This window comes from Amorphoplanes digitatis (assembly GCF_014205335.1).
GTDB lineage: Bacteria > Actinomycetota > Actinomycetes > Mycobacteriales > Micromonosporaceae > Actinoplanes > Actinoplanes digitatus.
On record NZ_JACHNH010000001.1, the window covers coordinates 8895609 to 8922413 of the forward strand.

Here is a 26805-nt window from a genome sequence, read left to right on the forward strand (position 1 = left end):
TTCGGACCGGGGGCCGGCCCCCGCTCCGAAACAGGACCTAGTCGAACAGTTCGTTCAGGAAGCTCTTCTTCCGGCGGTAGTGGCCGTGGTGGCCGTGCTGACGGTAGTGGCCGTGATAGCCGTGCGTCTGGTGCGCGCCGTACGGCGCGGCGGCCGGGTAGACCGGCTGGCCGTAACCGGGCGGCGGCGGGGCCGCGTAGCCACCGCCGTGCGCGGGCGGCGGGGGCGGGGCGGCATAGCCGCCGGGCTGCGGGGCCTGAGCCGGGCGCGGTGCCGCGGGCGGCGCCTGCCGGCTGTTCCAGTTGGCCTCGGCCTCGAAGAGCTTCTCCAGCTCACCGCGGTCGAGGAAGATCCCGCGGCACTCGGTGCACTGGTCGACCGTGACGCCGCTGCGCTCGTAAACCCGCATCTCGCCGTGACACTTCGGACAGGTCATCTGCATGTCACAAACGGTACAAGGCCGGGTCACTTCGCGGTGCCGCTGTTCCTGTGGATCTGCTGAGTGCCTCGGCGAGCGCGGGCGCCCAGACCAGCAGCGCGAGCGGGTACAGCAGGTAGCCGAAGCGGGTGGTCGGCATCAGCAGGATCGCGGCCAGCAGGCCGTACCCGCAGAAGAGCGCCGCGGTCGCGGCCGTGCGCGGCGGACGGCGGACGAGCCGGACGGCGATCGCGAGGGCGACCGCGACCAGCAGCGCGAGCGCGACGTACCGGCCGCCCGGCACCGCCTGGGAGATCAGGTAACCGGGGAACGGCGACTGGGCCGGGCTGGTCACGAGGCCGTGGCCGAGGGGGAAGCGGATCACGTTCTCGACGAACGCGTCGGCGTCGACCAGGAAGGCCGGCAGGAGCGCGAGCACGGGCAGGCCGAGCGCGCCCGGCAGGAAGCGGCGGCCGTTGCCGGTGACGATCGCGCACACCGCGAGGACGACGACGACCGGCAGGGCGAACAGCTTGAGCGCGGCGGCCGCGCCGACGGCGAGGCCCGCGGCGCCGTAGCGGCCGGTCGCGCAGCAGGCCAGTGCGAGCAGCGTCAGGGTGAGGACCGGGAGGTCGTCGCCACCGGTGGCCAGGGTCAGCGCGCAGACGGGCAGCACGGTGGCGAACTGCATCGCCCGGACCAGGCTCGCGGGGGCCGGTCGGCCGCGGCCGGCGAGCAGCCATCCGGCCGCCACCAGGGTCGCGACCGTCGCGACCGCGAACCAGATCCGCGCGTCGGTGAACCAGGCGTCGCCGAAGGCCGCTCTCGGCAGGCCGAAGACGGCCATGCCGGGCTGGTACGGCGCGTAGCCCAGCAGCCGCTCGTCCGCCGGCAGCGCGGCGATCGCGTCCGGCCCGAGGTACGGCGTCCCGGTGCGCGCCAGCCGCTCACCCATGTGCTCGACGACGAGCACCTCCTCCTGGGCCCGGCCGGCGTGCCCGGCGGCGCGCTGCACCGCCTGGACGATCAACGGGAGGAGCACGGCGCCGCACCACGTCGCCCAGGTCAGCCCCATCCGCCACCGCGGCCGCCGCAGCACGAGCTGGATCACGACGACCGAGAACGCGGCGAGATAGGCCCACACCGCCCAGGCGCCCCAGGCGCGATGCGACGGCAGGGTCGAGGTCAGCGCGGTGACGAGGGCGAAGGCCGCGGCGAGGCCGTACAGCGCGGCGTCGGCGGCGAGGCCATCGAGGGCCTGGTCGAGGCGCCGTAGCAAGGTCACGCGGGCAAGTGTGGCAGAGCGGATCTGCCGTGCCCCGGTGACCTGCGGTGCGGCATCCGGACGACCGAACCCGCGTTGTGCAGAACATCGGCGAGCGCACCCGGGCGCCCGCCCGAGCCGCGTTGCAGGGAGGCGAGCAGCCGCCCGGAGGACATCGGCCGCGCGAAGAGGTGGCCCTGGCCGGCGACGCAGCCGAGCTCCCAGAGCGCGTGCCGCTGCGGCTCGCTCTCGACGCCCTCGGCGACGACGGTCAGGTGCAGGCTGCGCGCGAGGTCGACGGTCGAGCGGATGACGGCGGCGGCCTCGGACGAGGTCTCGACCGCGGTGACGAACTCGCGATCGATCTTGAGCTGATGCACCGGGACGCGGGACAGCACCGACAGCGACGACACCCCGGTGCCGAAGTCGTCGAGGGCCAGCCGGACGCCGGCGTTCCGCAGCTCGCTCAGCGCCCGGTCGACGACCTCGAGCTGACTGAGCGTGAGCGTCTCGGCGAGCTCCAGCACCAGCCGGTCCGCCGCGACGCCGTGCCCGGCGAGCCGGGACAGCACGGCGCTCGGGAACGTCTCATCCAGCAGGCTGCGCGGCGAAACATTGACGGCGACGGGCAGATCAAAACCCGCTTCGCGCCACATCCGGTACGCGGTGAGCGACTGCTCCAGCACCGCGTCGGCGAACGCGGGCAGCTGACCGGACCGCTCGACGGTCTCGAGGAACTGCATCGGGCTGAGGCTGCCGTGCTCCGGGTGGTGCCAGCGGGCCAGCGCCTCGGCGGAGATCACCTCTCCGCTGCCGAGGTCGACGATGGGCTGGAAGTCGACCACGAACTCGTGCTCGGCGACGGCGCGGGACAACTCGCCGCCGAGCATCAGCCGGCCGACGTCCGCGGTGTCGCGGGCGTGCGCGTAGACCGCGGTGCGCTGACCGCTGCGTTTCGCCTGGTACATGGCCACGTCGGCGCGGCGCATCAGCTCCTGCACGCCGCCGCTCGCCGGGGCCATCGCGATGCCGCCGGCGGCCTCGACGGTGAGCTGCATGCCGTCGACCACGATGTTGCGTTCCAGATCGGCGAGCATCGCCTCGGCCCGGTGGGTGGCGACCGCGGGGGCCGGCAGGCCGGTGAAGAGCACCGCGAACTCGTCGCCGCCGAGGCGGGCGACCAGGTCGCCGGGGCTCGCCGATGCCTCGAGGCGATTCGCCACCTCGCGCAGGACCTCGTCGCCCGCGCCGTGTCCGAGGGTGTCGTTGACCTCCTTGAAGTGGTTGAGGTCGATCAGCAGCATCGCGCACATGCCGTCGGCCTTCCGGGCCCGGAAGATCTCGGTTGCCTGCTCCAGCAGTTCGCGGCGGTTGGCGAGGCCGGTGAGCGGATCGTGCGCGGCCGCGTAGGCGTTCTCGGCGCTGATCCGCGTCAGCTCCGCGTATGCCCGGGCGTTGCGGATGGCCGTGTACAGCGACGAGGCGAAGATCCTCAGCTTGTTGTGCTCGGAGTCGCTGAGCTTGACCGGCTTGCGGAAGTGCAGGCGCAGCACGCCGGCCGCCTCCGCGTCGGGGCCTTCGAGCGGCGCCTCGATGAAGGAGCCCGCGCGGGCTGGTGCGGTTTCGGCCGGGCCCTCGTAGCCGACGCGACCGGCCGAGCCGCGGACCAGCTGGGGCGGCCGCAGGTCCCGGAGCTCGACCTCCGCCTCGTCCGCGGAGAACAGTCCGGGAGCGCGGGTGACCGCGGCGTGCAGCACCGAGGTGAGCTCGGTGACGTTGAGGCGATCGGTGCTGGAGGCGAGCCGGGCCCAGGCCTCCTGGTCGGCGCGCTGGCGGATCTGGTTTTTCGTCGCGAACTGAAGTGCGAACACCGCGGGCACCATGGCCACGATGAGCAGCTCTTCCTGCGCCACCACCAGCGCGATGAGCACGGCGAGGCCAACGTTGATCACCCGAACGGTGACCACCACGTCCCAGTTCCGCCGCGCGGCCTGCAGCCAGGAGGTGCGGGTGGCCAGCGCCATCACGGTGTTGCCGAGCAGATCGTCGACGATGGCGTAGGCGACGGCCGCCAGGGCGAGGCCGGCGACGAGCCGCGGCACGGACGGCACCGTCAGGGAGAGGTCGGCGTCCGGTCGCACGTGCAGCAGGTAGGCGACGGTTGCGCCGGCCGTGGCGGCCATCGTGTCCTTCGCGACGTTGAATGTGATCTTCAGCTTGTCGCGGAGAAAGATTTTCGAGGCCAGCACGCCGACGGCGGTGCACAGGATCACCCACGGAAGCGGCACGGTGGCCGCGGCGATGAGGATGGCGCCCGACGTGGAGGAGAACGAGCGGCTTTCCGAGCGGATCCGCAGCACGATCAGCGGACCGTTGGCCGCGGCAATGATCACGGTCAGGGTCGCGAGGTAGAGGAGCTTGCCGGGCGACACCGCGGTCACGGAGATCCCGGCCCAGAGCAGGCAGAGGAACCCACCAGAAGCGACTAGACCGACATACAGCCGGAGCTGCTTGTCGGTCTTCGCGTCGTTCACCGCGGACGTCCCATGACTCCATGGTGACCCGCTGCCGGTACAGGCTGTCAATGCCTCATGGTCTCGGAGTAGTCGAGGTTTCGGTGCCAGCACTCAGACCCAGTCGTTCTCTCGCATGGCGCGTCTCCCATCTCTGAAAATGGCGACCTCAAACCGAAGGTCAACCTGCGCGACAGATCCCCCGCCGTTCCGCTTCCCTTTGACGACAACAGCGTAGGAAGAGGACAGGTTGTGGGGAAGAATAATTTGTCGCTCGTTTCACGAAATGCGAGTATCTGACGGCTTTATGCCGAATGAGTGACGGAATAACAACGCTCCGCGACTATTCGGCTATCGAGACTGCCTGACCATCAACGTTGCCCAAAACGGCGGCAAACGCCCTGCTGTGGACGGGTCTCGGGGCCAAACTGCAATGTACGTCCGATCGCATTGATGTGTGCTACGGATAAGCGTTCTCTGGATCAATTCAATGCGTAGAACGGATTGCCATCTGAAATGGCTACGGAAAGTGGAGGATCACTGACTTTCCGCCGCCAACGCGCCGGGAATTTCCAAGACCGACTGCGCAAGTGGATAAGCTGTGACACGTGACGAACGCAGCGAAAATGACTCATGTCGACGCCGAAGGCGCAGCTCGGATGGTCGACGTGTCGGCCAAGGAGATCACCGTCCGGCGCGCCGTTGCCGCCGGCCGGCTGGTCACCACCGCGGAGGTGGTCGCGCTGCTGCGCGGCGACGGCCTGCCGAAGGGCGACGCCCTCGCGGTGGCCCGGATCGCCGGCATCATGGGCGCCAAGCGCACCCCGGATCTGGTGCCCCTGTGTCACCCGATCGGGCTGCACGGCGTCACCGTCGACCTGCGTATCACCGGCACCGGCGTCGACATCACCGCGACGACCAGGACCGCGGACCGCACCGGCGTCGAGATGGAGGCGCTGACGGCGGTGGCCACCGCCGGGCTCACCCTGATCGACATGGTCAAGGCGGTGGACCCCGCGGCGAGCATCGAGGCCGTCCGCGTCCTGCGCAAGGAGGGCGGCAAGACCGGCGAATGGGTACGCCCCGAGGACCGCTCGTGATCCGTGCCCGGGTGATCGTCGCCTCGAACCGCGCCGCGGCGGGCGTGTACGCCGACACCAGCGGCCCGCTGCTCGTCGCCGGACTTCGTGACCTGGGCTGCGAGGTGGACCCGGAGCCGGTCGTCGTGCCGGACGGTGAGCCGGTGGCCGAGGCGCTGCGTGCCGCGGTCGCCGAGGGGATCGACGTGGTCGTCACCAGCGGAGGCACCGGTGTCACCCCGACCGATCGCACGCCCGAGGCGACCCGGCCGCTGCTCGATTTCGAGGTGCCCGGCATCGCCGAGGCGATCCGCGCGTACAGCAGGGGCAAGGTGCCGGCGGCCGCGCTCTCCCGCGGCCTCGCCGGTGTCGCCGGAAGCACGCTCGTGGTGAACCTGCCCGGCTCGACGGGCGGCGCGAGGGACGGCATCGCGGTGCTCGGCCCGATCCTCGTCCACACGGTGGAGCAGATCGGCGGCGGCGACCATAGGCTCTCCTCGTGAGCGCAGAGAGCATCCCGGTCGACTGGGACAAGGCCCGCACCATGGCATACGAGGCCGGGCGCGCCGCCGTCCGCGCCGCCGAGACCGTGCCGCTCGCCGGCGCCGACGGCCGCACGCTCGCCGAGCCGCTTGTCACCCTCACCGACCTGCCGGCGTTCCCGACCTCGAGCATCGACGGCTGGGCGGTCCGCGGCCCGGCGCCGTGGCGCCCGGCGGGCCGGGTGCTGGCCGGCGGCACGGCCGAGCCCCTGACCGCGGACGGCACCTGCGTCGAGATCGCGACCGGCGCGATGGTCCCGGAGGGCACGCAGGCGCTGATCCGCGTCGAGGATTCGACCCGCGACGCCGAGGGCCGGGTCAGCGGCGAGCCGCGGCCGGTGCCCGAGTGGCGGCTGCCGGGTGACGAGGCGCACCGCGGTGAAGAGCTGCTTCCCGCCGGCACGCCGGTCGACCCCGCCGTGCTCGGCATGGCCGCGACCTGCGGCTACGACATGATCGCCGTCCGGCCGCTGCCCCGCGCGGCGCTGCTGGTCTTCGGCGACGAACTCCTGACCAGCGGCCCGCCGGGCGCGGGCCGGGTCCGCGACTCCCTGAGCCCGCTCGTTCCCGCGTGGCTGCGCCGCTACGGCGCGACGGTCGACCCCGCGGCCGTGCGAGGCCCGGTGCGGGACACCCTCGAGGCGCACGTCGCGGCGATCCGGGAGGCGCTCGCGGACGCGGACGTGGTCTGCACGACCGGCGGCACGATGAACGGGCCCGTCGACCACCTGCACCCGGCCCTGGCCGAGCTGGGCGCCGAGTACGTCATGAACACGGTCGCGGTGCGTCCCGGCTTCCCGATGCTGCTGGCCCGGGTGCCCGGCCCGGACGGCCGGCCCCGCTTCCTCGCCGGCCTGCCCGGCAACCCGCAGTCGGCGGTGATCGCGCTGATCTCGCTGGTCGCGCCGCTGCTGGCCGGACTGCACGGCCGCGAGCTGCCCGTGCTGCCCCGGGTCGAGCTGTCGGCGCCGGTGCCGGGCCGGGGCGGCTTCACCCACCTCGCGCTGGCCGCCCTGGACCGCGACGGCCGCACGGCGACGCCGGTCGGGCACGTCGGCTCGGCGATGCTGCGCGGGCTGGCCGGCGCACACGGCTTCGTCGTGGTCCGGCCGGACACCCAGGCCGATGCCGGCGAACTGGTCCCGTTCCTGCCCCTTCCGCTCTACGCCGGAGAACGCCCATGAACACCATCGAGACGGTACGGATCGCCGAGGTCCTCGACTCCGCGCTGGACCTGGCCGCGCACGAGCGGGCGGTCGCGGATACCCGGGCCGGTGCGGTCGTGTCGTTCCAGGGCGTGGTCCGCGATCACGACGACGACCGCGGCGTGACCCTGCTCGAATACGAGGGGCATCCCACCGCCGCGGCGGTGCTGCGCGAGGTGGCGCAGGAGATCGCCGCGGACCCGGACGTGTACGCGGTCGCCGTGTCGCACCGGGTCGGCGTCCTGCGGATCGGCGACGTGGCGCTGGTGGCGTCGGTGAGCACCGCGCACCGGGCGGCGGCGTTCGCGGCGTGCGCGCGCCTTGTCGACGAGGCGAAGGCCCGCCTGCCGATCTGGAAGCGTCAGGTCTTCACCGACGGCACCGAGGAGTGGGTCAACTGCCCCTGAGCCGGGGCGGCCGGGTCGGCGATCAGCGGCCCGGATCGCGGGGCGGCGGGATGGTGGCGGCGGGCAGCGGCCCACCCGCGGCGCCGGCCCGGCCGATGCCGGCCGTCCGGTCCCCGTTCGCGGACCGCGCGGCGCTGGGCTCGTGCGTGAAACTTCCGGTTCGGGTACGCCGGCCCTTGCCCCGCCGCGGGGACGGACGACCCAGCCAGCGGTTGACCGGGAAGGCCGGAGCCACGCCCGGCCGCCACGGCAGGGCGTTGACCAGCAAAATCGCCGCCAACGCGTACGAGTTCCGGGAGAACGTGTCGTGCCCGCTCCACATCGGGGCCAGCACGAACAGCAGATACGTCGTCCCGGCCGCGACCGCGAAGCCCAGCCCGGGCCGCCGGTTGCGTCCCGGCAGCGCGCGGCCGGGGTTCACCCGCCGCCGGGCGGCCGCGTCGATCAGGATCAGCGTCGCCGGCAGCACCCAGACCAGCTCGCGCGTGTAGGTGACCGGGCCGACGATCGCCGCGGTGAGGCCGACGAGCGTGAACGCCGCGATCTCGTCGCCGTCCGCGTGCGCCGCCCGGGCCCGGATGAACCCGACCGCGACGAGCAGCAGCGAGAACGAGAGCCAGAGCAGCACCGGCGTGGTCGCCGAGTCGTAGATTCGGGCCAGCACCCCGGCGAGCGACTGGTTGCCGACGGCGTCGACCGGCCCGGTCCGGTCGATGCGCCACAGCACCTCGCCGAACCAGGCCGCGGTCTCGCGCGGCGTGATCATCAGCGCGCCGACCGCGGCGACCGAGGCCGTGCAGGCGGCGGTGAACGCGGCCCGCCACTGCCGGGTGACGGCCAGGTACGCGACGAAGAAGGCGGGGGTGACCGTCAGGGCCACGGCGATCCCGGTGCCCAGGCCCGCCCAGGCGCCGGTGGCCCAGCCGCGCCGCAGACAGTCACCGACCGTCCGCCCCTGCGGCGGCGCGGAGGCGGGACGACCCGGCCACCAGGCGGCCCGGCTGCGCGCCCAGGCGCCGCGCCGCAGCGCGACGATGTCGGCCGTGATCAGCCCGAACACCAGCAGGTCGAAGGAGCCGAGCCCGAGCGTGGCCCGCACCGGCTCGACGGTCAGGGCGAGCGCGCCCGCCGCGAGCACGACCGGCCACCGCCGCCGCCCGTAACGGCGGGCGACCGGCCCCACCAGCGCGACCAGGGAGAGGCCGAGCGCGGCGACCCCGGCCAGCGCGGTCAGCCACCCGGCCAGCCGGAGCGGCATCAGCACGGCCGGCGCCACGAGGAACAACGCCGGGGGCGTGAGCTCGGTGCCGAGCTGGCTCGACGCCGCGCGGTACGCGTACAGGCCGTCGCCCGCGAACCAGCTCTGCACCGCCGCGCGGCTCACGGCGAGGCCGCTGAACCCGTACCGCTGAGCGATCGTGGTGATCGCGGCCAGGATGCCGATGAAGGAGAGCGCGACCACGACGGATCCGGCCGTAGCGGGACGCGCAGTCCGCCTCGCGGGCATGGCGCGACCTCCCGTAGCTCGACCGGCGGCGCCGTCGAGAGCGCTTCGTCCACTTAACGCCGGTAAAGCCCGTTTGGTGATTTACCCAGGGAGCCGCCGGGCGGCCGCGGCCGAACGCCGGGCGATCTTCGCCTCCCGCCGGGCGGTCCGGACGGCGCGCCGCATCGAGCGCTGTGAGCGCTCGACGGCATGGCTGGTCCGGTAGCCGATGCCGGGCTTGCCCTGCGTGTCGGCGGCGGCGAGCAGCAGGCCGCCGAGCAGCCCGAGATTCTTCAGGAAGTGCCCCTCGTGCTGCGCCCGCTCGGGCCCGGACATGGTCCAGAACGGATGCCCCGCGACGGTCGTGGGTACCAGGTTGGCGGCGAGCACCGCGGCGGCCGGTCGGGTGAAACGGCCGGTGGCCAGCAGGAGCCCGGCGATCAGGTCGGTGCCGGCCTTCAGCCGCACCAGGGTGCGTGCGTCGCTGGGCAGCCGTGGGTCGACCCGCTCGAGCATCGGCCCGACCCGGTCGGTGACCCGCTTGGCGGCCTCGACCTTGGAGTCGGGATTGAGGACGATACGAACTCCGCTGACCACGAAGATCGCACCGAGCATGGCGCGGGCTGTGGTACGCACAGGCTTCATAGCCTGTTTATACCCGGATCGCGAAGGTCACTCCATGAACATCGAAACCGTACGGCCTGAGCGCGCGGAAGACTTCGACGCCGTTCGGCAGGTGCTGCTTGCCGCGTTCGAGACCGACGGCGAGGCGCGGCTGGTGGAGGCGCTGCGGCGCAGCGACGCGTTCCTGCCCGACCTCAGCGTCGTCGCGGAACACGACGGCGCCGTCGCCGCGTACGCCCTGCTCAGCCGGATCACCGTCGGCGATGACGCCGGACTTGCGCTGGGCCCGGTCGCCGTCCTCCCGGACCTGCAGAAGCGTGGCCTGGGCGCCGCGGTCATCCGGGAGGCCCTGCGCCGCGCCGCGGACGCCGGTGAGCGGCTGGTCCTCGTGCTCGGCGATCCCGCGTACTACGGCCGCTTCGGCTTCGTGCCGGCCGCGCCGTACGGGATCACCAGCGAATGGTCCTCCTTCGGCGACGCCTGGCAGGTGCTCGCCCTCGGCACGGTCGAGGCCCGCTACCCCGCTCCCTGGCACGACCTGTAGGCGCAGCGCCTACGGCTGGGTCCGCAGGTAGCGACCGAAGTGCGGCACGGTGAACGCCACCGTGCCGCGCTCTCCCGAATAGATCAGGCCCTTCTTGATCAGGGCGTCCCGGGCCGGGGACAGGCTGGCCGGGCGCCGCGACAGCGCGGCCGCGATGTCCGCCGTCGGCACCGCCGCGTCCATGTCGTTCTCCGAGTCACCCGAGAGCGACGCCATCGACCGCATGTATTCGCGCTCGGCCGGCGTCGCCCGCTCGAAGCGCGACCCGAAGAAGCCGACGGCCAGCTCGGCCTCGGCCTCCGGCGAGGCCACCCGGACATCCTCGACGGTCACCGGCGAGCTCGGCGCGTGGTCCCAGGTCGCCTTCCCGTATGCCTGCACGAAGTACGGGTATCCGCCAGACTTCTCGTAGAGCAGGTCCAGCGCCTTGGCCTCGTACTCGACGTCCTCGCGCGCGGCCGGCGCGCACAAGGCCAGGTCGGCGGCGATCCGGTCGAGCCGGTCGATGCGCTGATACCGGAAGAGGCGCTCCGAGTACGACTTCGCCGCGGAGAGCACCGCCGGCAGGTGCGGCAGCCCGGCGCCGACGACGATGAGCGGCGCGCCCAGCTGCGACAGCTCGTGGCAGGCGGCGCACAGCGCGGAGACGTCGGCCGGGCCCAGGTCCTGCATCTCGTCGATGAACAGGGCGATTCCGGTACCCACGTCCGTGGCGAGCGAGGCCGCGTCGGTGAAGAGCTCGACCAGGTCGATCTCGATGTCGCCGGAGTCAGCCCGCCCCCGTGCCGGTGGGACGTCGATGCCGGGGGTCCACCGGTCGCGCAGCTTGGCGGAGGCGTCGTTGGCGCGCAGGGCGAACGCCTTGAGCACCGCCAGCACCTCGTCGACCCGCTCGGGGTTGCGGTGGTGCGGCGCCAGCTCGCGGATCGCCATGTGCAGTGCGGCGGACACCGGCCGCCGCAGCGACTGGTCCGGCCGGGCCTCGATCTTGCCGGTGCCCCAGAGCCGGCCGATCGCGGCCGAGCGCAGGGTGTTCAGCAGCACGGTCTTGCCGACGCCACGCAGGCCGGTCAGGACGAGGCTGCGTTCGGGGCGGCCGCGGGCGACGCGCTCGAGAACCACGTCGAAGGCGTCCAGCTCGCGGCCACGTCCGGCCAGCTCGGGCGGGCGTTGGCCGGCGCCGGGCGCGTACGGATTCCGAACCGGATCCACGGATAGCACCGTATCGGGCTCTCTAGCCGAAAAGCTAGAGATGGGGATTCGAACGCTCTCTACGGCTTTCTAGCATCCCTGCTAGAGAGCGCTAGTCGACGTCATACTCCCTGAGGCACAGCACGAAGTCGAGGCTGTCCAGCTCGCTGTCGTAGAAATACCACTTCGTGTACTTCGCGACCTTGCTGCACTTCGACTCGGCGTCGGCCTCGCCGGTGGTGCGGCCGTCGACCCGCTTGAGCACCTCGTAGGTGCCGCTCGCACACGACACGATCTTGAGGTCGGGGCTGTCGTCGGCCGAGCCCTCGTTGCGGACGCACTGGCCCTTGCCCACGAACCGCGCGTCCTCGCTGCTCTGCGGATCGGGCACGGTGCCGGTGGTGGTGGTCGGCGCGGTCGACTGCCCGGGGCCGCCGGCGTCCGGCTTGTCGTCCTTTTGCAGGAGCCAGCCGGCGGTGCCGAGGCCACCACAGATGAGCAGGCCCAGCACGATCACCAGGGCGATGATCGGGCTGTTGCGGCGCCGCACCGGCGGCGGGGCGCCGTGCGGCGGCTGCCACCCCGGCGCGCCCTGGTAGCCATAGGCGGACGAGTTCTCCATCGCCGGGGGCACCGACATCGGCTGGCCACCCCAGGCGACCTCGGGCGCGGGCGAGGATTGGGTGGCGGCGTCACCCCAGGGATCGGCCGGCTCCGTATACGGTTCGTCGGAACCAGACGAACCACCGGCCGACCAGCCTTGGCCGGGGTAGGGGCCGTTCTGCGACATCGGGGTTCCTCCAGGCGCGGGTTCGCTGTACGCCACCGTAGCGTGCACCCCTGACGCGTTCCCTCCCGGAATCGCGCCGTCCTGGGCTCAACTCGGTGACAACAGGGCCAATCGCCACATGTGTCGGCAAGGCGACCCACGCGGCACCCGCCGGACCACTACCGTTCAAGCCCATGTCGCTCCCGGTCGCCCTTTTCGCCGCCACCTTCGGCGGCGCGGCGTCGGCCTTCATCCCCCGCATCGCCCACCGCATGGCGATCCCGCCGGGGACGTCGTACGCGGCCTGTCGCCGCGCACCGCGACCGATGTGGACGGTCGCGGCGGGTGCCCTGACGGCGGGCCTGCTCGGCGCGGCGATAGGCCCGGCGCCGCTGCTGGTCGTGCTGCTCCCGGCGGCGGTGCTCGGCGTCCTGCTGGCGGTGATCGACCTGCGCTGCCTGCGCCTGCCCGATCCGCTGGTGGCGCTGTTCGCGGCGGTGACGATCGTTCCGCTGTCCCTGGGCGCGCTGGTGATCGGGGAGCCCGGCCGCCTGGCCCGCGCGCTGCTGGCCGCGGCCCTGATCGGCGTGATCTACCTGCTGGTCGCCCTGCTACCGGGCGGCGGCCTCGGGCTGGGCGACGTGAAGCTGGCGGCGGTCCTGGCCTTCACCCTCGGCGACGCCGGCTGGCCGGCGGTCGCGATCGGCCTGCTCGCCCCGCACCTGATCAACGGCCCGGTCGCGCTGTCCCTGCTGCTGACCCGCAGGGCGGAACGCCGCACGCCGCTACCCCTTGGCCCGGCGCTGCTGGCCGGCGCCCTGGTCGCCGTGATCGCCACCCGCTAGAGCAGTCTGAGCTGTCTGTCCTTGGGGCGCGACGGCACCTTGTCGCCCATCCGCTCGAAGAGCCCCACGTCGATCGCGTCCAGGAACGGCGTCGGTGACTGCTCGCGCTCCGTGCCGTGCCGGAAGCGGCGCGCCGCGTGGCTCACGTAGAGCCGGTCCTGCGCCCGGGTCAGGCCGACGAAGAACAGGCGGCGCTCCTCGGCGGTCTCGTCGTCGGTCGGCTTCGCGCCGGGCCAGCGCAGCGGCAGCAGCCCGTCCTCGCAGCCGACCAGGAAGACCACCGGGAACTCCAGGCCCTTCGCCGCGTGCAGGGTCAGCAGGTTGACCGCCTCCGCGCGCCGGTCGAGGGCGTCGACCTCCGCGCCCGTGGCGATCTCCTGCAGGAAGCGGGTCAGGTCCGTGCCGATCCGGTGTGCGAGCGGCATCAGCAGCTCGGCCGCCGTCCAGATGTCCTCCGGCGCCAGCTGCTCGGCGTCCAGCGTCGGCGCCGCGTAGCGCTGCGCCAGGACCTGGGCCGTCAGCTTGACCCGCGCCGCCGGCGACCCGGAGATGCCGTCCGCGTGGCGCAACTCCCGGGCGATCACCTGCACCCCCGGCCGGTCCCGCAGGCGATTGTGTGACCGCTTCTGCACGGGTACGCCGGCGCGTGACAGCGCGTCCACCACGACCTGAGCCTGGGAGTCGGTGCGATAGAGGACGGCGACGTCCGAGAACGACAGCGTTCCGGGCGCGACCGCCCGGGAGTCGACCCGGCCCGAGTCCAGGGACCGGTGCGAGAGCCCGCCGACGAGCTCGTCGATCGTGCGGACCACGAAGTCGGCCTCGTCCGCGACGCTCGCCGCGAAGTAGCGGCCGACCAGCGGGGACTCCGGGTTCACCCGGGCCGGGTCGAGGCGGCGGCCGTTGACCAGGGTGGTCGGTGCGATCGCCTGCACGGCCGCGGCCAGGATCGGCGCCGACGAGCGGTAGTTGCGGGTCAGCCGGACCAGGCGGGCGTCGGTGAAGTCGCGGGAGAACCGCAGGAAGTAGCCGACGTCGGCGCCCCGGAACGAGTAGATCGCCTGGTCCGGGTCGCCGATCGCGCACAGGTTCCCGTTCGCCGGCGTGAGCAGGCGCAGCAGCTCGTACTGCACGTCGTCGACGTCCTGGTACTCGTCGACGAAGACCCACTGCCAGCGCTTGCGGTAGCGCTCGACCAGCTCCGGCTCGTCGCGCAGCAGCGCGACGGGCATCGTGAGCAGGTCGTCCAGGTCGACCAGGTCCTGCTGGCGCAGCAGCTTCGTGTACGCCAGATCGTCGTCGCCGGCCTGCTCGCGGGCGGCGGCGCGCTCGGCGTCGTCGGCGATGCGCCAGTTGGCGCCCAGCCCCGCGGACTTGGCGTTCTCCTTCAGGATGGTCAGCCCGACAGAGTGGAACGTGCCGACCGTGATGTCCTCGGCCACGTCGCCCATCAGGGCGTCGAGGCGGTGCCGCATCTCCTCGGCCGCGCGCCGGGTGAAGGTGATCGCCAGGCAGCGCTCCGGGAAGACGCCCAGCTCGGCGCAGAGATAGGCGATCCGGTGTGTCAGCGTGCGTGTCTTGCCGGTGCCCGGCCCGGCCACGATCAGCAGCGGGCCGCCGGGCGCGGAGGCGGCGACGCGCTGCATGGCGTCGAGGCGGTCCAGCAGGCCGGTGCCGACCTCCTCCATGCCGGCCAGCATCGGCTCGAACGGCTCGTGCGGGCTGGCCGGCGGCGGCAGCGGCGGTGCCTTCTTCTTCGGCTCCTTGGTCGCCTTCGGCACGGGCGCGCGCCCGACCGCCGGCTCGGCCTTGCGCTGCTGCGGCACCGGCACGGGCATCAGGTCGAACAGGGTCTCGGCCTGCGGTGCGTTCTGCTTGTTCCGCAACTCGCCGGGCTCGAAGAGCGTGATGACGCCGTACTCGCCGTCGTACCCGGAAAGCCGGCGCACGTCGCCGCGGCGCAGCCGGCCGATCGCCTCCCGCAGCTGCTCGCCGCCGGTCTGGCCGATCTCGTCGAGCGGGACCTTCCGCAGGATGTCCAGCTCGGCGCCGAGCCCGGCGACCAGGTGGTTGAGCTGCCCGTCCACGGTCTTGGACTTCGGGCCGACGCCGTTGATCTCGCCAAGGATCTCCGCGAGCTGGATCAGGTGGACCACCTGCTGCGGCCGTTCGCCGCCGCCGGTCCGGTCCGCGAGTTCCTCGACGCGGCTGAGCACGCCGACCGTCAGCGGCTTGTCACACTCCGGGCAGCGGCCGCCATGCTCCCTGGTCTGCCGCGGCGACCAGTTGACGCCGCAGGCGCGGTGACCGTCGGCGTGGTACTTGCCCTCTTCCGGGAAGAACTCCAGGGTCCCCGCGAGGGTGTGTCCGTCCTTGATCGCGAAGTAGTCTGGTGCGCCGGTGAACAGCGTCGCCTCGCGGGCCAGCGCCGCCGGCGAGTGCGCGTCCGAATTGGACACCAGGCGGTAGCGGTCGAGGCTCGAGACCCGCCAGTTCATCTCCGGGTCGGAGGAGAGGCCGGTCTCGACCGCGGTGATGTGGTCGGCGAGGTCGGCGTAGCAGTCGGCGATCGCGTCGAAGCCGGACTTCGAGCCGAGCGCGGAGAACCAGGGCGTCCAGATGTGCGCGGGCACGAGATAGCCGTCGGGGCTGGCCTCGAGCACGATCTCGAGCAGGTCGCGGGAGTCGAGGCCGAGGATCGGCCGTCCGTCCGCGGTGAGGTTGCCGATCCGGCCGAGCGCGGTGTTGAACCGGGCGGCGGCGTCGAGGTCCGGCAGGTAGATCAGGTGGTGCACCTTGCGGGTCCGGTCGTCCCGCTTGTAGATCGTGGAGATCTCGACACTGAGCATGAACCGCGCACTGTCGGTGCCCTGGAGGATGGGCGGGAGCCGCCGGCTGACCTCCTGCTCCGCGTCCGCGCTCAGCCGGAACAGGCCCGGCTCGTCGGCGGGATGCAGGTTCTCGCGGAGGTGGTCGAACCAGGCCGGATGCGTGAAGTCGCCGGTGCCGAGCACCGCGATGCCCTTGCGGCGGGCCCACCAGGCGAGGTTCGGCAGGGTGAGGTCACGGCTGCAGGCGCGCGAATACTTGGAGTGGATGTGCAGATCCGCGACGTATGTGTCCGCGGCAACCGAGGACCCTTCGCTAACCGAGGGCACGCCGCATCCTGTCACGGCCGCCGGGCGCGCCACGAGCCGCCACGCGCGAAGTGACATAACCGATCCACGATTGAATCCTGTGGAGATCCGTGCCGTGGCTCAGCAGAACACCGAAGATTCACTTCTACGGGGTACGCAGTTCGATGACCGTGACCTGTGGCGGGGCACCGACCCGGACCGGCGGCCCCCAGAATCCGGCGCCGTTTGTCACGTAGACGGGTACGCCGTCGACGTCGCCGAGCCCGCTCACGACGGGTTGCTGCAACGGCACGAGCAGGTTGAACGGCGCCATCTGCCCGCCGTGCGTGTGCCCGGAGACCTGAAGGTCCACCCCGAACGGCGCGGCGTCGTACGCGACGACCGGCTGATGCGCCATGAGCACGACGGGGCGGGCGGGGTCGCGGTCACCGAGGGCGCGCTGGAGGTCGGGCCCGTCCCCGAAGTCCACGCCACCCAGGTCGTTGACGCCGGCGAGGTCGAGGCCGCCGAGCTCAAGTCGCTCGTTACGCAGCGGCCGTACGCCGAGCCGCGCTACCTCGGCGATCCACTCCTGGTGCCCGGAGTAGTACTCGTGGTTCCCGGTGACGAAGTAGGCGCCACGCCGGGACCGGATCCCGGCCAGCGGCGCGGCGAACCTGCCCAGCTCCGCGACGCTGCCGTCGACCAGGTCGCCGACGATGCAGACGATGTCGGCGTTGACGGAGTTGATCAGCTCGACGATGCGGGTGGTGTGCCGGAGGCTGGTGAGCGGCCCGAGGTGGATGTCGGAGACAACGGCGAGCCGGGTTCCGTCCATGGCGCGGGGGAGCTTGGCCAGGGGGAACAGAACCCGGTCAAGCTGCGGCGGCCCAAGAGCGGTCTTGACCCCGTAGCCGGTAATGCTGGCGGCGGTGAGACCGGCGAAGATCGCGGCACCACGGGCGAGCAGCAGCCGACGCTCGATCCCAGCCTGCTGACCCGGCACCTCAGCCCCACCAACACCCGCCGCGTCGGCGCTACCCCGGCTAGCGGCGCCCCGAGCGGCAGCACTGTCCCGAGCGGTGCTGCTGTCCCGGGTGGCGGCGTCGTCTCGGGCGGTCGTGCTGTCCTGGGCGGTCGTGCTGTCTCGGGCGGTGGCGTCGTCTCGGGCGGTGGCGTCGTCTCGGGCGGTGGTGCTGTCCCGGGTGGCGGTGCCGTCCTGGGTGGCGGCTGTGGCTGTGGCTCCGACGAGATGGGCTGCTTCCGAGCTGTTTGACTTGCGTTTCTCGGATGCGCTGATCCACCGGTTGATGATCAGGCGGGGGATCTCAAGGGCCGCCAGCGTCACCAGCAGGTAGAACATCAGCGCGATCCAGAGGAACCCCGGCCAAGCCAGCCACTCAAGGCCGAGTCGCGTGCCGATCAGCGTCGCCGGGACCAGCAGGGCGAGCAGGACCGCCGCCCAGCCGCCGAGCTTCCGCAGCCGGCCCGGCCGCAGCGGGTCGCGAACCAGCCGCTTCCACAGGTAAAAGTGGATCAGGCCGATCACGATGATGATCAGCCCAAGGAACACGAACAAGCTCAACCCCCAGCGAACGGCGGCAGGACATCCACCGTCGCGCCGACGGGCAACACCGCCTGTCGATCATGACAGGCTAGGCCGTCGACCAGGAAACTAGCGGCCTTGAGCACCACGGCGAGCCGTTCTCCGTGCCGCGCGGTCAGGACGCTCGTCAGATCATCGACGGAGGCGGCGGCGACGCGCTCGGCCGGCGTCCCAGCGGCGGCCCGAGCCCCGGCGAAGTAACGAACCTCGATCATCCCGCTCATCCTCTGGCCCCCGACCGTCGAGCCCCACGATCATCGCCAGGCGCCGACGAAGTGGCCCCGAGTGTCCGCTCGGTCCCCGGCGCCTGTTCGGTCCCGGGCGTCGTTTGGGTGGCAGGTGCCAGCTGGGTGGCGGATGTCAGCTGGGTGGCGGATGTCAGCTGGGTGGCGGATGTCAGCTGGGTGGCGGACGTCAGCTGGGTGGCGGACGTCTGTTCGGTCCCGAGTGTCAATTGGGTGGCGAGTGTCTGTTCGGTCCCGGGCGCTAGTTCTGTCCCGGGCGCCAGTTGGGCATTGGATGTCAGCTGTGTGCCGAGCGTCAGTTGGGTGGCGGGCGTCAGTTCGGTCGGAGACATTTCAGCCGCCGATCGCCGACATCGGGCGGGCGGGCTGCAGGAACGACGGGTCGTCGATGCCGTGGCCCGCGCGCTTGCCCCACATCGCGGCCTGCCAGGCCGTCATGATCTCTTCGTCGGACGCGCCGGCACGTAGCAGGCCACGCAGGTCGGACTCGTCGGTGGCGAAGAGGCAGTTGCGGACCTGACCGTCGGCCGTAAGCCGGGTGCGATCGCAATCGCCGCAGAAAGGCCTGGTCACGCTGCCGATCACGCCCACCCGGGCCGGGTTGCCGGCCGCGTCGCGGTAGCCCGGCACGATCCAGGTTTCGGCCGGCGCCGTTCCACGTGAAACCGGATCGGGCTGGAGCCCGAACGGTTCCAGCGACGCCAGGATCGCCTCGGCGGTGACCATCTCGTGCCGGTCCCACTTGTGCTGGGCGTCGAGCGGCATCTGCTCGATGAACCTCAGCTCGTATCCATGGTTCAGCGCGAAGAGGAGCAGTTCCGGCGCCTCGTCGTCGTTGACCCCGCGCATCAGCACTGTATTGATCTTCACGGGCGTCAGCCCGGCCCGCGCCGCGCCGGCCAGGCCTTTCAGCACGTCGGCATGCCGGTCGCGGTGGGTGAGCTCGCGGAAGCGCTCGGGCGAGAGCGTGTCCAGCGAGACGTTGACCCGGTCCAGCCCCGCCTCGAGCAGCGGCACGGCCATCCGCTCGAGACCGATGCCGTTTGTGGTGACGGACAGCTTGGGCCGGGGACTGAGCGCGGCAGCAGCGGAGATGATGCCCACCAGCCCGCGCCGAATCAACGGCTCGCCGCCGGTGAACCGCACGTCGGTCACGCCCAGCCGCTCGACGGCGATGCGAATCAGCCGTCCAACCTCGTCGTCGGTGAGCTGCTGCTCCTGCGGCATCCATGCAAGCCCTTCCTCGGGCATGCAGTAGGTGCAGCGCAGGTTGCACCGGTCGGTCAGCGACACCCTCAGATCGGTCGCCACCCGACCAAACCGGTCGGCGAGCACGCTCACGTCGGCCCCCGGCCTCGCCAGGCACCCACGCCCGCGGAAATCAGGAGCCACCCGCACGACCCGTCGACGTTGCTCACTGGTCGAACCTAGCTCTTGGGTACGACATTCGCCCGTACCCGCTAACCGGTGGGATGCAGCCCACCGCCGGTCCTGGGGCCGCGCCGACATCCAGGAACGCCGACTCCCCGATAACGAAGAGATCAACGGATGCGTGTTCTGGGCGTGAGCTGCCCAGCGTGAGCCTGCGGGGGTCGTGTCCTGGGCGTGAGCTGCCCAGCGTGAGCCTGCGGGGGTCGTGTCCTGAGGCCTCAGCTGCCCAGCGCGTGGGTCTGCAGGGTCCCGGGCCTGAGGTGCCTAGCGTGGGTCTGTGGGGGTCGTGTCCCGGGCGTGAGCTGCCTAGCGTGGGTCTGTGGGGGTCGCGCCCCCGGGTCTGAACTGCCCAGCGTCGGGTCTGCCGGAGTCGTGTCCAGGCCTCAGCTGCCCAGCATCGCGTCCGCGGCGGCGCGGGCCGAAGCCCGGTATGCACCCCCGAACGCCGCCGTGTGCACTAGTAAAAGGTGCAGCTGATGCAGCGGCACTCGCTCCCGCCAACCGTCCGCCAGCGGCCACAGCTCCTGGTAAGCGGAGAAGATCGTCTCCAGGTGCGGGGCCCCGCCGAACAGCGCGAGCTGAGCTAGGTCGGTCTCCCGATGGCCACCGTGCGCGGCGGGGTCGACAAGCCATGCCCGCCCGTCGGCAGCCCAGAGCACGTTCCCCGGCCACAGATCTCCGTGGATGCGGGCGGGTGGCTCCTCCCCGCCGAAGGTCTCGATCTTCGAGATGACCCGTTCCACGACCGCGGCGTCCGCCGCCGAAAGCGCGTCGGTGTCGACCGAGATCCTCAGGTAGGGGCGCAGTCGCCGTTCCGCGAACCACGGACCCCAGGGTCCGGCGGAGGGCGTGTTGTCCTGGCTCAACGGGCCGATGAATCCCGTCCAGCCGGCGCCGAACGCCTCGGCGCCCTTGCGGTGCATCCCGGCCAGGTCTCGTCCGAACCGCTCGGCGGCCTGTGGCGACGCGGGACCGGCATCGATCCATTCGAGCGCGAGCATCTCCGGAAGCGAGACCACGACCTCCGGGACCGGCGCGGTGCCCGCCTCCCGGAGCCATTCCAGCCCGGCCGCCTCGGTGGCGAAGAAGTGCTCGGGGGCGCTTCCGGAGGGCCAGGTCTTCGTGAACAGCGACGTGCCGTCGTCCAAGGTCAACCGGGATGCGGCGCACACATCACCCCCTCCGACGGGGGTCTCCCGTATCCGCTGATGCGTGAGAAATGTCGGGAGGTGCTGGGGGTGCGCGCGCAGGTACGCCAGATCCACCGCCTTATCTTCCACTTCGGGTTACGGCGTGCCCGATTCGGAGTCAAAATGTCGGCATGACACCTGTCGCGGTGCGTCCGTACCGGCCGAGCGATCACGGCGCTGGTCGCCGTCTGTGGTCGGAGCTGACCTATCAGCACAACCAGATGTACGGCGATTCCGCGGACGACGGTGGTGCCGGCTTCGAGGAGTATCTGACCCGGCTGGACCTCAGCGGCCTGTGGGTCGCCGACCACGCGGACGACGGAGTGATCGGGCTGGTCGGCCTCATCATGCGGGGCCGCGCCGGCGAGGTGGAGCCGGTAGTCGTCACCGGCTCGCACCGGCACAAGGGTGTCGGCCGCAAGCTGCTGCGACACGTCGCGGCGGAGGCCAAGAAGCGCGGGATGTTGTCGCTGACGATCTCGCCGTCGTCGCGCAACGTCGATGCGATCCGCAGCCTGCACGCCGCCGGATACGACGTGGTGTCGTCGATCGAGTTGACCATGGACCTGGACCGGCATGCCCACGAGTGGCAGCAGGACGGGCTGGAGTTGCATGAGTTGCAGTTTCGTTCCTGAGGGCGTTTCCGCGCTCGCCCCCTGTGGATAACCGGGTTATCCACAGGCTCGATCTTCGGCACTCGGCGGACGCGCCGACTCCGCCATTCTGCTCGCCATGACGAAGCTGAAGGTCAGTTCTCCCGCCGAACTCATCTCCGCTGTGCCGTTCCTGATCGGCTTCCACCCGGCAGACAGCCTCACGGTCGTGGCGATGCTCGGCCCCGAGATCGCCTTCGCGGTAAGGGCCGACCTGCCCGAGCTGGACGCGCCGGCCGAGGAGGCGAAGGCGGCGGTACTCCACCTGGCGTCCGTGGTCATCAGGCAGCAGGTCCAGGCCGTCGCGATCATCGGATACGGCGACAAGCAGCGTGTGACGCCCGCCGTCCTCCGCATTTCCGACGTCTTCCGCAAGGTCGGCCTCGTGATCATCGAGGAACTGCGGGTCGAGGACGGGCGGTACTGGTCATTCCTGTGCTCGGATCCGACCTGCTGCCCTCCGCAGGGACTGCCGTGCGAACCGCCGGACAGCGTGGTGGCGGCCGAGGCGACGTTCGCGGGTGCGGTGGCCCTGCCAAGCCGCGAGATGTTCGCGGCGCAGCTGGCACCGGCAACCGGCGACGACCGCGAGGCGATGACGGCGGCAACCGCCCGCGCGGTCCTCCGCCTGGCGACCCTCGCCGCCGTGGACCACGCACCGGCGGCGCCCACGGGGACGGCGCCGGCGGGCATCGCGCTCGCGGGGACCGTGCCTGAGGCGACCGTGCCTGAGGCGACCCAATCGGGGCCGGTAGGAGTCGCCACCTGCCCGGATGACACCGAGCCGGCTCGGACGGCCCGGCCTGCGGTCCCGATGCCAGGTCCAGAGCGCGAAGCACCGGAGCAGGGGCCGAACCGGGCGAAGGACGAGGTTCCGTTCCTGCCGGACGAGACGCGCTTCTTTCAGCTGGTGCGGCGGGCAGGCCGGAAAGCGGTGCGGGAGGCCGAGCGCAGCTATCGCTCGGGCGGGCGCTTGTCCGACGACGAGGTCGCGTGGCTGGGACTGCTGCTCCTTCACGTGCCGGTCCGCGACTACGCCTGGACCAGGACGCGCACCGAGGCGTGGGAGCTGGCGCTCTGGTCGGACGTCGTGCGCCGGGTAGAGCCCGCATACACCCCGGCACCGGCCTCGCTGCTCGCCTTCGTGGCCTGGCGTTCCGGAGCGGGCGTGCTGGCAAGCGTCGCCGTGGAACGGGCGCTCAACGAGCAGCGGGACTACTCGCTCGCCATGCTGGTCCACCAGGCCCTGGTCAACGGGGTGCACCCGGCGATACTGGACGGCTGGCCCGCAGCCGTCGGCGCGCCCGACGTCCCTCACTACCCCGGCGAAGACCCCGACGACGGCCCAGGCCCGCACGCACAGCCCGACTGCGAAACCCCGGTTCATCCGGAACCAGCTGACCACCCGGAGGCCCCAGGCCGCGCGGAGTCGGTTGGGCGGGTGGAGTCGGCAGGGCACCCGGAGCGGGCTGAGCCCTTGGAGCGTGCGGCTCACGCTGAGCAGTCCGCCCGTGCTGAGCAGTCCGCCCGTGCTGAGCAGTCCGCCCGTGCTGAGCAGTCCGCCCGTGCTGAGCAGTCCGCCCGTGCTGAGCAGCCCGCCCGTGCTGAGCAGCCCAACCGTGCTGGGCGGGTGACTCGTGCGGAGCGGGCGGGTCACCCTGATCGTGATGACGATGCCGGGGTGATGGGCCGACCCGCCAAGCGGGTGGCCCGGCCGCGAATTGCCCGCCGGGCCACCCGTCACCGTGGCTGAACGCTGCTGTGGCTGAACGCTGCTGAAGGGGGAGCGCTGCCGGGGCCGAGCGTTACGGCGGCGGTCTCAGGGTCGCGAGGTCTCCTGCCGGACCGTCTCCGCCCCCAGGTCACCGGCCCGCAACTCCGGGCTACCACCGGGCGTCGGGTTGTCGGCGACCTGGTGCAAGCCCGGCACACGGTCCTCGATCACGAACGTTGCCCGCGTGTGTACCGGCGCCCCGGCCTGGGTCACATAGGGCAACACCTGGAAGTCCGCGGTCAGCGCGTCTTTGGTGATCGTCGTTCGGACATAGCCGCGCTGGCTGTTGTAGAAGCGCAGGTGCGGGTTCCAGGAGGACCACGGGTGCGTGCCACCCACCACGTCAGCACCGTCCCCGCCGGAGGTGATCGATGAGCACACCAACTCCGTACCCACGGTTCGTGACGTCGGGTCGGCGTAGTCCAGCTTCAGCTCGTCCGCCCAGTGCGCGTGTACGTCGCCCGTCAGTACCACCGGATTGCGTACGCCCGCGTCCACCCAACCGCGGGTGATCCGGTCGCGGGAGGCCGCGTAGCCGTCCCACGCGTCCATGCTGACCACCGTCGCCGGACCAGAGTCGTTGTCGCGCTGGCCGAAGAAGACCTGCTGGCCCAGGATGTCCCAGCGGGCCGACGAGCGGTGGAAGCCGTCGAGCAGCCAGGCCTCCTGCTTGGCGCCGGTGATCGAGCGGGCCGGGTCGAGCGCGGCCGGGCAGTCCTTGTAGCCGTCGCCGCAGCCCTGGTCGTCGCGGAATTGGCGGGTGTCGAGCATGTGGAACGTGGCCAGCCGGCCCCAGTGCAGCCGTCGGTAGAGCCGCATGTCGATGCCGCGGGGGATCGAGGTTCGGCGCAGTGGCATGTTCTCGTAGTAGGCCTGGAACGCGGCCGCGCGCCGGGCGAGGAACAGGGGGTCCGGCTGCTCCGGTACCTCGTCCGCCCAGTTGTTCTCGACTTCGTGGTCGTCGAAGACGACGGCCCAGGGTGCGATGGCGTGCGCCGCCTGCAGGTCCGGGTCGGTCTTGTACTGCGCGTGCCGCTGCCGGTAGTTCGCCAGCGTCACCGTCTCCGGGCCGGCGTGATCGCGCGGGTTGCCGCCGGGGATGTTGTACGTGTCGGGCGCGTACTCGTACTGGTAGTCGCCCAGGTGCAGGATGAGGTCCGGTTCGTCCTCGGCCATCCGCCGGTACGCGGTGAAGTAGCCGTGTTCGAACTGCGAGCACGACGCGAACGACATCGCCAGGGTGCCGCCGCTCGCCCACGGCAGCGGTGCCGTGCGGGTCCGGCCGGCCGGGGACATGTACCGCTCGGCCCTGAAACGGTAGAAGTATTCGCGCGCGGGCAGCAGGCCGTGCAGCTCGATGTGGACGGTGTGCGCGGCGCCGGCTCGGGCCACGGCTACGCCGGCGCGTACGACTCTGCGAAATCTGGGGTCGGCGGCCAGTTCCCACTGCACGGGCACGTCGCGGGACGGCATACCGCCGAGGCCGTCCTCGGCCAGCGGATTCGGTGCCAGCCGGGTCCAGAGCACGAACCCGTCGTGCTCAGGGTCGCCCGACGCGACTCCGAGGGTGAACGGGTCGCTGCGCAGCGAACCCAGGTAGGGCGGCGGCGGTGCCGTCGCCGCGGCCGCCGACGGCCAGGTGGCGACCGCGCCGACTGCGCCGGCCGCGGCGCCGCCGAGCAGGAGGGTACGTCGTGAGACTGTCATGCGAGGCTCCCAGCACTTGCGGTGATCGGAGGTTGGAAAGCCTCATGAAGGTGAATGTCTCGGCTACGTGGAAGCGATTGCCGCCCGCCGAAGACCGGATGAACTCAGACAATGACGCGCTGTGTTCCGGCATAGACGTTCATCGACGGTCCTCGCAGGAACCCGACGAGCGTCATACCCGCCTCGTCGGCCAGCTCCGCCGCCAGGGTGCTCGGCGCGGACACCGCGGCGAGCAGCGGGATGCCGGCCATCCAGGCCTTCTGTGTCAGTTCGAAGCTGGCCCGCCCGGAGACGAGCAGCACGTGCCCGGCCAGCGGAAGCCGTCCCTCACGCAGGGCCCAGCCGATGACCTTGTCGACCGCGTTGTGCCGTCCGACGTCCTCGCGCAGCGCCAGCAGCTCGCCCTCGGCGGTGAACAGGCCGGCCGCGTGCAGCCCACCCGTACGGTCGAAGGTGCGCTGCGCGGCCCTCAGCCGGCCGGGCAGTTCCGCGAGGACCCGCGCGGGCACCGTGCAGGCGTCCGCGGCGATGTCGAACTGCGAGCGGGTACGCACGGCGTCGATGCTCGCCTTCCCGCACACGCCGCACGAACTGGTCGTGTAGAAGTTCCGGCTCGGGTCGACGACGGGCGGCGGCACGTCGGCGCCCAGCACCACATCGACCACGTTGTACGTGTTCGGCGTGTCCGTGCCCGCGCACAGCTGGGCCGTGATGACGTCCGAGGCCGTACGGATGATGCCCTCGGTCAGCAGGAAGCCCATGGCGAGGTCGATGTCCTGGCCCGGGGTCCGCATGGTCACGGCGAGCGCCGCCTGCCGGAGCCGGATCTCCAGCGGTTCCTCGGCGGCCAGTTCGTCGGGCCGCCGCCGCGGCTCGGCGTCCGTAGCCAGGTTGATCTTCAACACCGGTCGCCGGTTCGTCGTGCGCGCCATGACGACGAGCGTATTCCGCCCGGCACCCGGACCGCCCGACGCGCAAAGCGACACGGACGAGAGTCGCCCGGTAGGCGAAGCCCACCCCCGGAACACCGCCCGACCCGGCCACGGGGCCAGCAGGGTCGTGAAGCGGGTTGGGGTCGTTGAGCTCGCGGGGTCGGGGGGTCGGCGGGGTCGCGAAGCTGGTGGGGTCGCGGAACTCAGGTCACGGAGCCGGCAGGGTCCCGAAGCTGGCGAGGTCGCGGGGTTTCGGGGGATCGCGGAGCTGGTGGGATCGCGGAGCTGATGGGACCGCGGAGCTGGTGGGGCTGTGGGGTCGGCGGGGCTGGGGAGCCCGTCCGGGAGCGCAAAGGCGTCCGCACAGTCACGCTCGTGCGGCCAACGGGATACGGTACGTACGTGGGGGGATTCGCGGCGGTGGTGTTGGCCGGCGGTGCGGCGCGTCGGATGGGTGGTGCTGACAAGCCCACCATCCCGGTTGCCGGGCAGTCGATGCTGACGCGTGTCCTGGCCGCGGTGCATGACGCCGACCCGCAGGTAGTGGTCGGCCGGGTCCCTCCGGACCTGCCCGTCCCGGTCTCCTCCACCAGCGAGCAGCCGCCCGGCGGCGGCCCGGTGGCGGCCACCGCGGCCGGTCTCAAGCTCGTTCCCAGCGACGTCAGTTTCACCGCTTTGCTCGCGGCCGATCTGCCGCTGCTCACGGGCGAGGCCATCGACGTGCTTCGGCTCACGGTCGAGTCGGCGCCGATGCAGGGTGCGGTCTACCGGGACGCGGAGGGCCGTCGTCAGTCGCTCTGCGGGGTCTGGCGTACGGCGGCGCTGCGCGAGGCCCTCGACCAGGTGGCCGAGGAACGTGGCGGCCTGCACGGCGCCTCGATGCAGAACCTCATGGAGCATCTGCGCTTCATAGAGGTGTCGTGGCGGCGCCCGGGGCCGCCGCCGTGGTTCGACTGTGACACCGACGACGACCTTCGGACCGCGGAGGAATGGGCCCGGTGAACGTGCTTGATGCCTGGATCCGTGCCGCCTGTGCCGAGCTGGACCTCGTACCGGCGGATGTCGACACGGTGGCGGTGCTCGACGTGGCCCGCGATGTCGCGCACAACGTTCTGCGGCCCGGTGCGCCCGTGACGGCGTACCTGATGGGGATCGCGGTGGGGCGCGGGGCGGACCCGGCCGACGTGGCCGCGCGGCTCACCGCCCTTGCGGTCGGCTGGGCCGCCGACGGTCAGGAATGAGACGCGGCCCTATGGGCCGGCCG

At 71.8% G+C, this 26805-nt stretch carries 24 protein-coding genes; 10 read left to right on the plus strand and 14 right to left on the minus strand.

All coding sequences use genetic code 11. The annotated features are described in order from the left end of the window. Positions 1 to 37 precede the first annotated feature (37 nt). The 3 genes from BJ971_RS39345 to BJ971_RS39355 are packed head-to-tail and all read right to left on the minus strand — an operon-like array spanning position 38 to position 4216. Complete coding sequence (locus BJ971_RS39345) at positions 38 to 442, minus strand: TFIIB-type zinc ribbon-containing protein (protein WP_377885068.1); 405 nt, start codon at positions 440 to 442, stop codon at positions 38 to 40. Between the two features lies 1 nt (position 443). Next, positions 444 to 1703: a glycosyltransferase 87 family protein gene (locus tag BJ971_RS39350; RefSeq protein ID WP_239087897.1), complete on the minus strand. Its 1260-nt coding sequence runs from the start codon at positions 1701 to 1703 to the stop codon at positions 444 to 446. Next, positions 1700 to 4216, minus strand: a complete 2517-nt coding sequence (locus BJ971_RS39355) for a putative bifunctional diguanylate cyclase/phosphodiesterase (protein ID WP_184998346.1) — start codon at positions 4214 to 4216, stop codon at positions 1700 to 1702. The genes BJ971_RS39350 and BJ971_RS39355 overlap by 4 nt, the downstream gene beginning before the upstream one ends. A 605-nt stretch (positions 4217 to 4821) precedes the next feature. On the opposite strand from BJ971_RS39355, the gene moaC reads away from it, so the two are divergent. From moaC to BJ971_RS39375, 4 genes are read left to right on the plus strand one after another with little or no spacing between them, the layout of a single operon-like run. After that, complete coding sequence (gene moaC, locus BJ971_RS39360; RefSeq protein ID WP_221478944.1) at positions 4822 to 5295, plus strand: cyclic pyranopterin monophosphate synthase MoaC; 474 nt, start codon at positions 4822 to 4824, stop codon at positions 5293 to 5295. After that, positions 5268 to 5777 carry a MogA/MoaB family molybdenum cofactor biosynthesis protein gene (locus BJ971_RS39365; protein WP_184998348.1) on the plus strand — a complete coding sequence of 170 codons (510 nt, stop codon included), beginning with the start codon at positions 5268 to 5270 and terminating at the stop codon, positions 5775 to 5777. The genes moaC and BJ971_RS39365 overlap by 28 nt, the downstream gene beginning before the upstream one ends. A gap of 41 nt (positions 5778 to 5818) precedes the next feature. Further along, the gene (locus BJ971_RS39370; protein ID WP_184999342.1) at positions 5819 to 7000 is read left to right on the plus strand and encodes a molybdopterin molybdotransferase MoeA; all 1182 of its coding nucleotides are present in this window, start codon (positions 5819 to 5821) and stop codon (positions 6998 to 7000) included. Then, positions 6997 to 7428, plus strand: coding sequence for a molybdenum cofactor biosynthesis protein MoaE (locus tag BJ971_RS39375; RefSeq protein WP_184998349.1), 432 nt, complete (start codon positions 6997 to 6999; stop codon positions 7426 to 7428). Before BJ971_RS39370 ends, BJ971_RS39375 begins: the two co-directional genes overlap by 4 nt. A gap of 22 nt (positions 7429 to 7450) precedes the next feature. Here BJ971_RS39375 and BJ971_RS39380 read toward each other — a convergent pair whose 3' ends face one another. Both BJ971_RS39380 and BJ971_RS39385 read right to left on the minus strand, forming a co-directional pair. Next, positions 7451 to 8890, minus strand: coding sequence for a glycosyltransferase 87 family protein (locus BJ971_RS39380; protein ID WP_184998350.1), 1440 nt, complete (start codon positions 8888 to 8890; stop codon positions 7451 to 7453). A 126-nt stretch (positions 8891 to 9016) separates the two neighbouring features. Then, positions 9017 to 9559 carry a DoxX family membrane protein gene (locus BJ971_RS39385; protein WP_184998351.1) on the minus strand — a complete coding sequence of 181 codons (543 nt, stop codon included), beginning with the start codon at positions 9557 to 9559 and terminating at the stop codon, positions 9017 to 9019. Between the two features lie 34 nt (positions 9560 to 9593). On the opposite strand from BJ971_RS39385, the gene BJ971_RS39390 reads away from it, so the two are divergent. Then, positions 9594 to 10082 carry a GNAT family N-acetyltransferase gene (locus tag BJ971_RS39390; RefSeq protein WP_184998352.1) on the plus strand — a complete coding sequence of 163 codons (489 nt, stop codon included), beginning with the start codon at positions 9594 to 9596 and terminating at the stop codon, positions 10080 to 10082. Positions 10083 to 10091: 9 nt separating this feature from the next. Here the strand turns inward: BJ971_RS39390 and BJ971_RS39395 are convergent, their stop codons facing one another. Further along, on the minus strand, positions 10092 to 11294 hold the full coding sequence (locus BJ971_RS39395) for an ATP-binding protein (protein ID WP_184998353.1): 1203 nt from the start codon (positions 11292 to 11294) through the stop codon (positions 10092 to 10094). A gap of 91 nt (positions 11295 to 11385) precedes the next feature. Next, complete coding sequence (locus BJ971_RS40785; protein ID WP_239087907.1) at positions 11386 to 11913, minus strand: LppU/SCO3897 family protein; 528 nt, start codon at positions 11911 to 11913, stop codon at positions 11386 to 11388. Between the two features lie 323 nt (positions 11914 to 12236). Between BJ971_RS40785 and BJ971_RS39405 the strand changes: the two genes are divergently transcribed. Beyond that, positions 12237 to 12887 carry a prepilin peptidase gene (locus tag BJ971_RS39405; protein WP_239087906.1) on the plus strand — a complete coding sequence of 217 codons (651 nt, stop codon included), beginning with the start codon at positions 12237 to 12239 and terminating at the stop codon, positions 12885 to 12887. Here the strand turns inward: BJ971_RS39405 and BJ971_RS39410 are convergent. The 5 genes from BJ971_RS39410 to BJ971_RS39430 form a co-directional block, all read right to left on the minus strand. Beyond that, on the minus strand, positions 12884 to 16102 hold the full coding sequence (locus BJ971_RS39410) for a UvrD-helicase domain-containing protein (RefSeq protein ID WP_184998354.1): 3219 nt from the start codon (positions 16100 to 16102) through the stop codon (positions 12884 to 12886). The two genes, BJ971_RS39405 and BJ971_RS39410, sit on opposite strands and share 4 nt — an antisense overlap. 67 nt (positions 16103 to 16169) lie before the next feature. Next, positions 16170 to 17516, minus strand: a complete 1347-nt coding sequence (locus BJ971_RS39415) for a metallophosphoesterase (protein WP_417281807.1) — start codon at positions 17514 to 17516, stop codon at positions 16170 to 16172. A 68-nt stretch (positions 17517 to 17584) separates the two neighbouring features. Next, the gene (locus BJ971_RS39420) at positions 17585 to 17833 is read right to left on the minus strand and encodes a MoaD/ThiS family protein (protein WP_184998356.1); all 249 of its coding nucleotides are present in this window, start codon (positions 17831 to 17833) and stop codon (positions 17585 to 17587) included. A gap of 354 nt (positions 17834 to 18187) precedes the next feature. Beyond that, positions 18188 to 19195: a GTP 3',8-cyclase MoaA gene (gene moaA, locus BJ971_RS39425; protein WP_239087903.1), complete on the minus strand. Its 1008-nt coding sequence runs from the start codon at positions 19193 to 19195 to the stop codon at positions 18188 to 18190. Positions 19196 to 19668: 473 nt separating this feature from the next. Continuing rightward, positions 19669 to 20550 carry a fructosamine kinase family protein gene (locus tag BJ971_RS39430; RefSeq protein WP_184998358.1) on the minus strand — a complete coding sequence of 294 codons (882 nt, stop codon included), beginning with the start codon at positions 20548 to 20550 and terminating at the stop codon, positions 19669 to 19671. 56 nt (positions 20551 to 20606) lie between these two features. Between BJ971_RS39430 and BJ971_RS39435 the strand changes: the two genes are divergently transcribed. Both BJ971_RS39435 and BJ971_RS39440 read left to right on the plus strand, forming a co-directional pair. Next, positions 20607 to 21110, plus strand: coding sequence for a GNAT family N-acetyltransferase (locus tag BJ971_RS39435; protein WP_184998359.1), 504 nt, complete (start codon positions 20607 to 20609; stop codon positions 21108 to 21110). Between the two features lie 97 nt (positions 21111 to 21207). Beyond that, entirely contained in the window at positions 21208 to 22881 is a 1674-nt protein-coding gene (locus BJ971_RS39440) for a DUF4192 domain-containing protein (RefSeq protein ID WP_184998360.1), read from the plus strand. A 66-nt stretch (positions 22882 to 22947) separates the two neighbouring features. Here the strand turns inward: BJ971_RS39440 and BJ971_RS39445 are convergent, their stop codons facing one another. Together BJ971_RS39445 and fdhD are read right to left on the minus strand one after the other, a co-directional pair. Further along, positions 22948 to 24609, minus strand: coding sequence for an alkaline phosphatase D family protein (locus BJ971_RS39445; protein WP_184998361.1), 1662 nt, complete (start codon positions 24607 to 24609; stop codon positions 22948 to 22950). Positions 24610 to 24713: 104 nt separating this feature from the next. Continuing rightward, a complete protein-coding gene (fdhD, locus tag BJ971_RS39450; RefSeq protein WP_184998362.1) occupies positions 24714 to 25541 on the minus strand; it encodes a formate dehydrogenase accessory sulfurtransferase FdhD in 828 nt (275 codons plus the stop codon). 402 nt (positions 25542 to 25943) lie between these two features. Here fdhD and mobA point away from each other — a divergent pair, with 402 nt between their 5' ends. Both mobA and BJ971_RS39460 read left to right on the plus strand, forming a co-directional pair. Continuing rightward, entirely contained in the window at positions 25944 to 26543 is a 600-nt protein-coding gene (gene mobA, locus BJ971_RS39455; protein ID WP_275411403.1) for a molybdenum cofactor guanylyltransferase, read from the plus strand. Beyond that, complete coding sequence (locus tag BJ971_RS39460) at positions 26540 to 26782, plus strand: DUF6457 domain-containing protein (RefSeq protein WP_239087762.1); 243 nt, start codon at positions 26540 to 26542, stop codon at positions 26780 to 26782. The genes mobA and BJ971_RS39460 overlap by 4 nt, the downstream gene beginning before the upstream one ends. Positions 26783 to 26805: the final 23 nt, after the last annotated feature.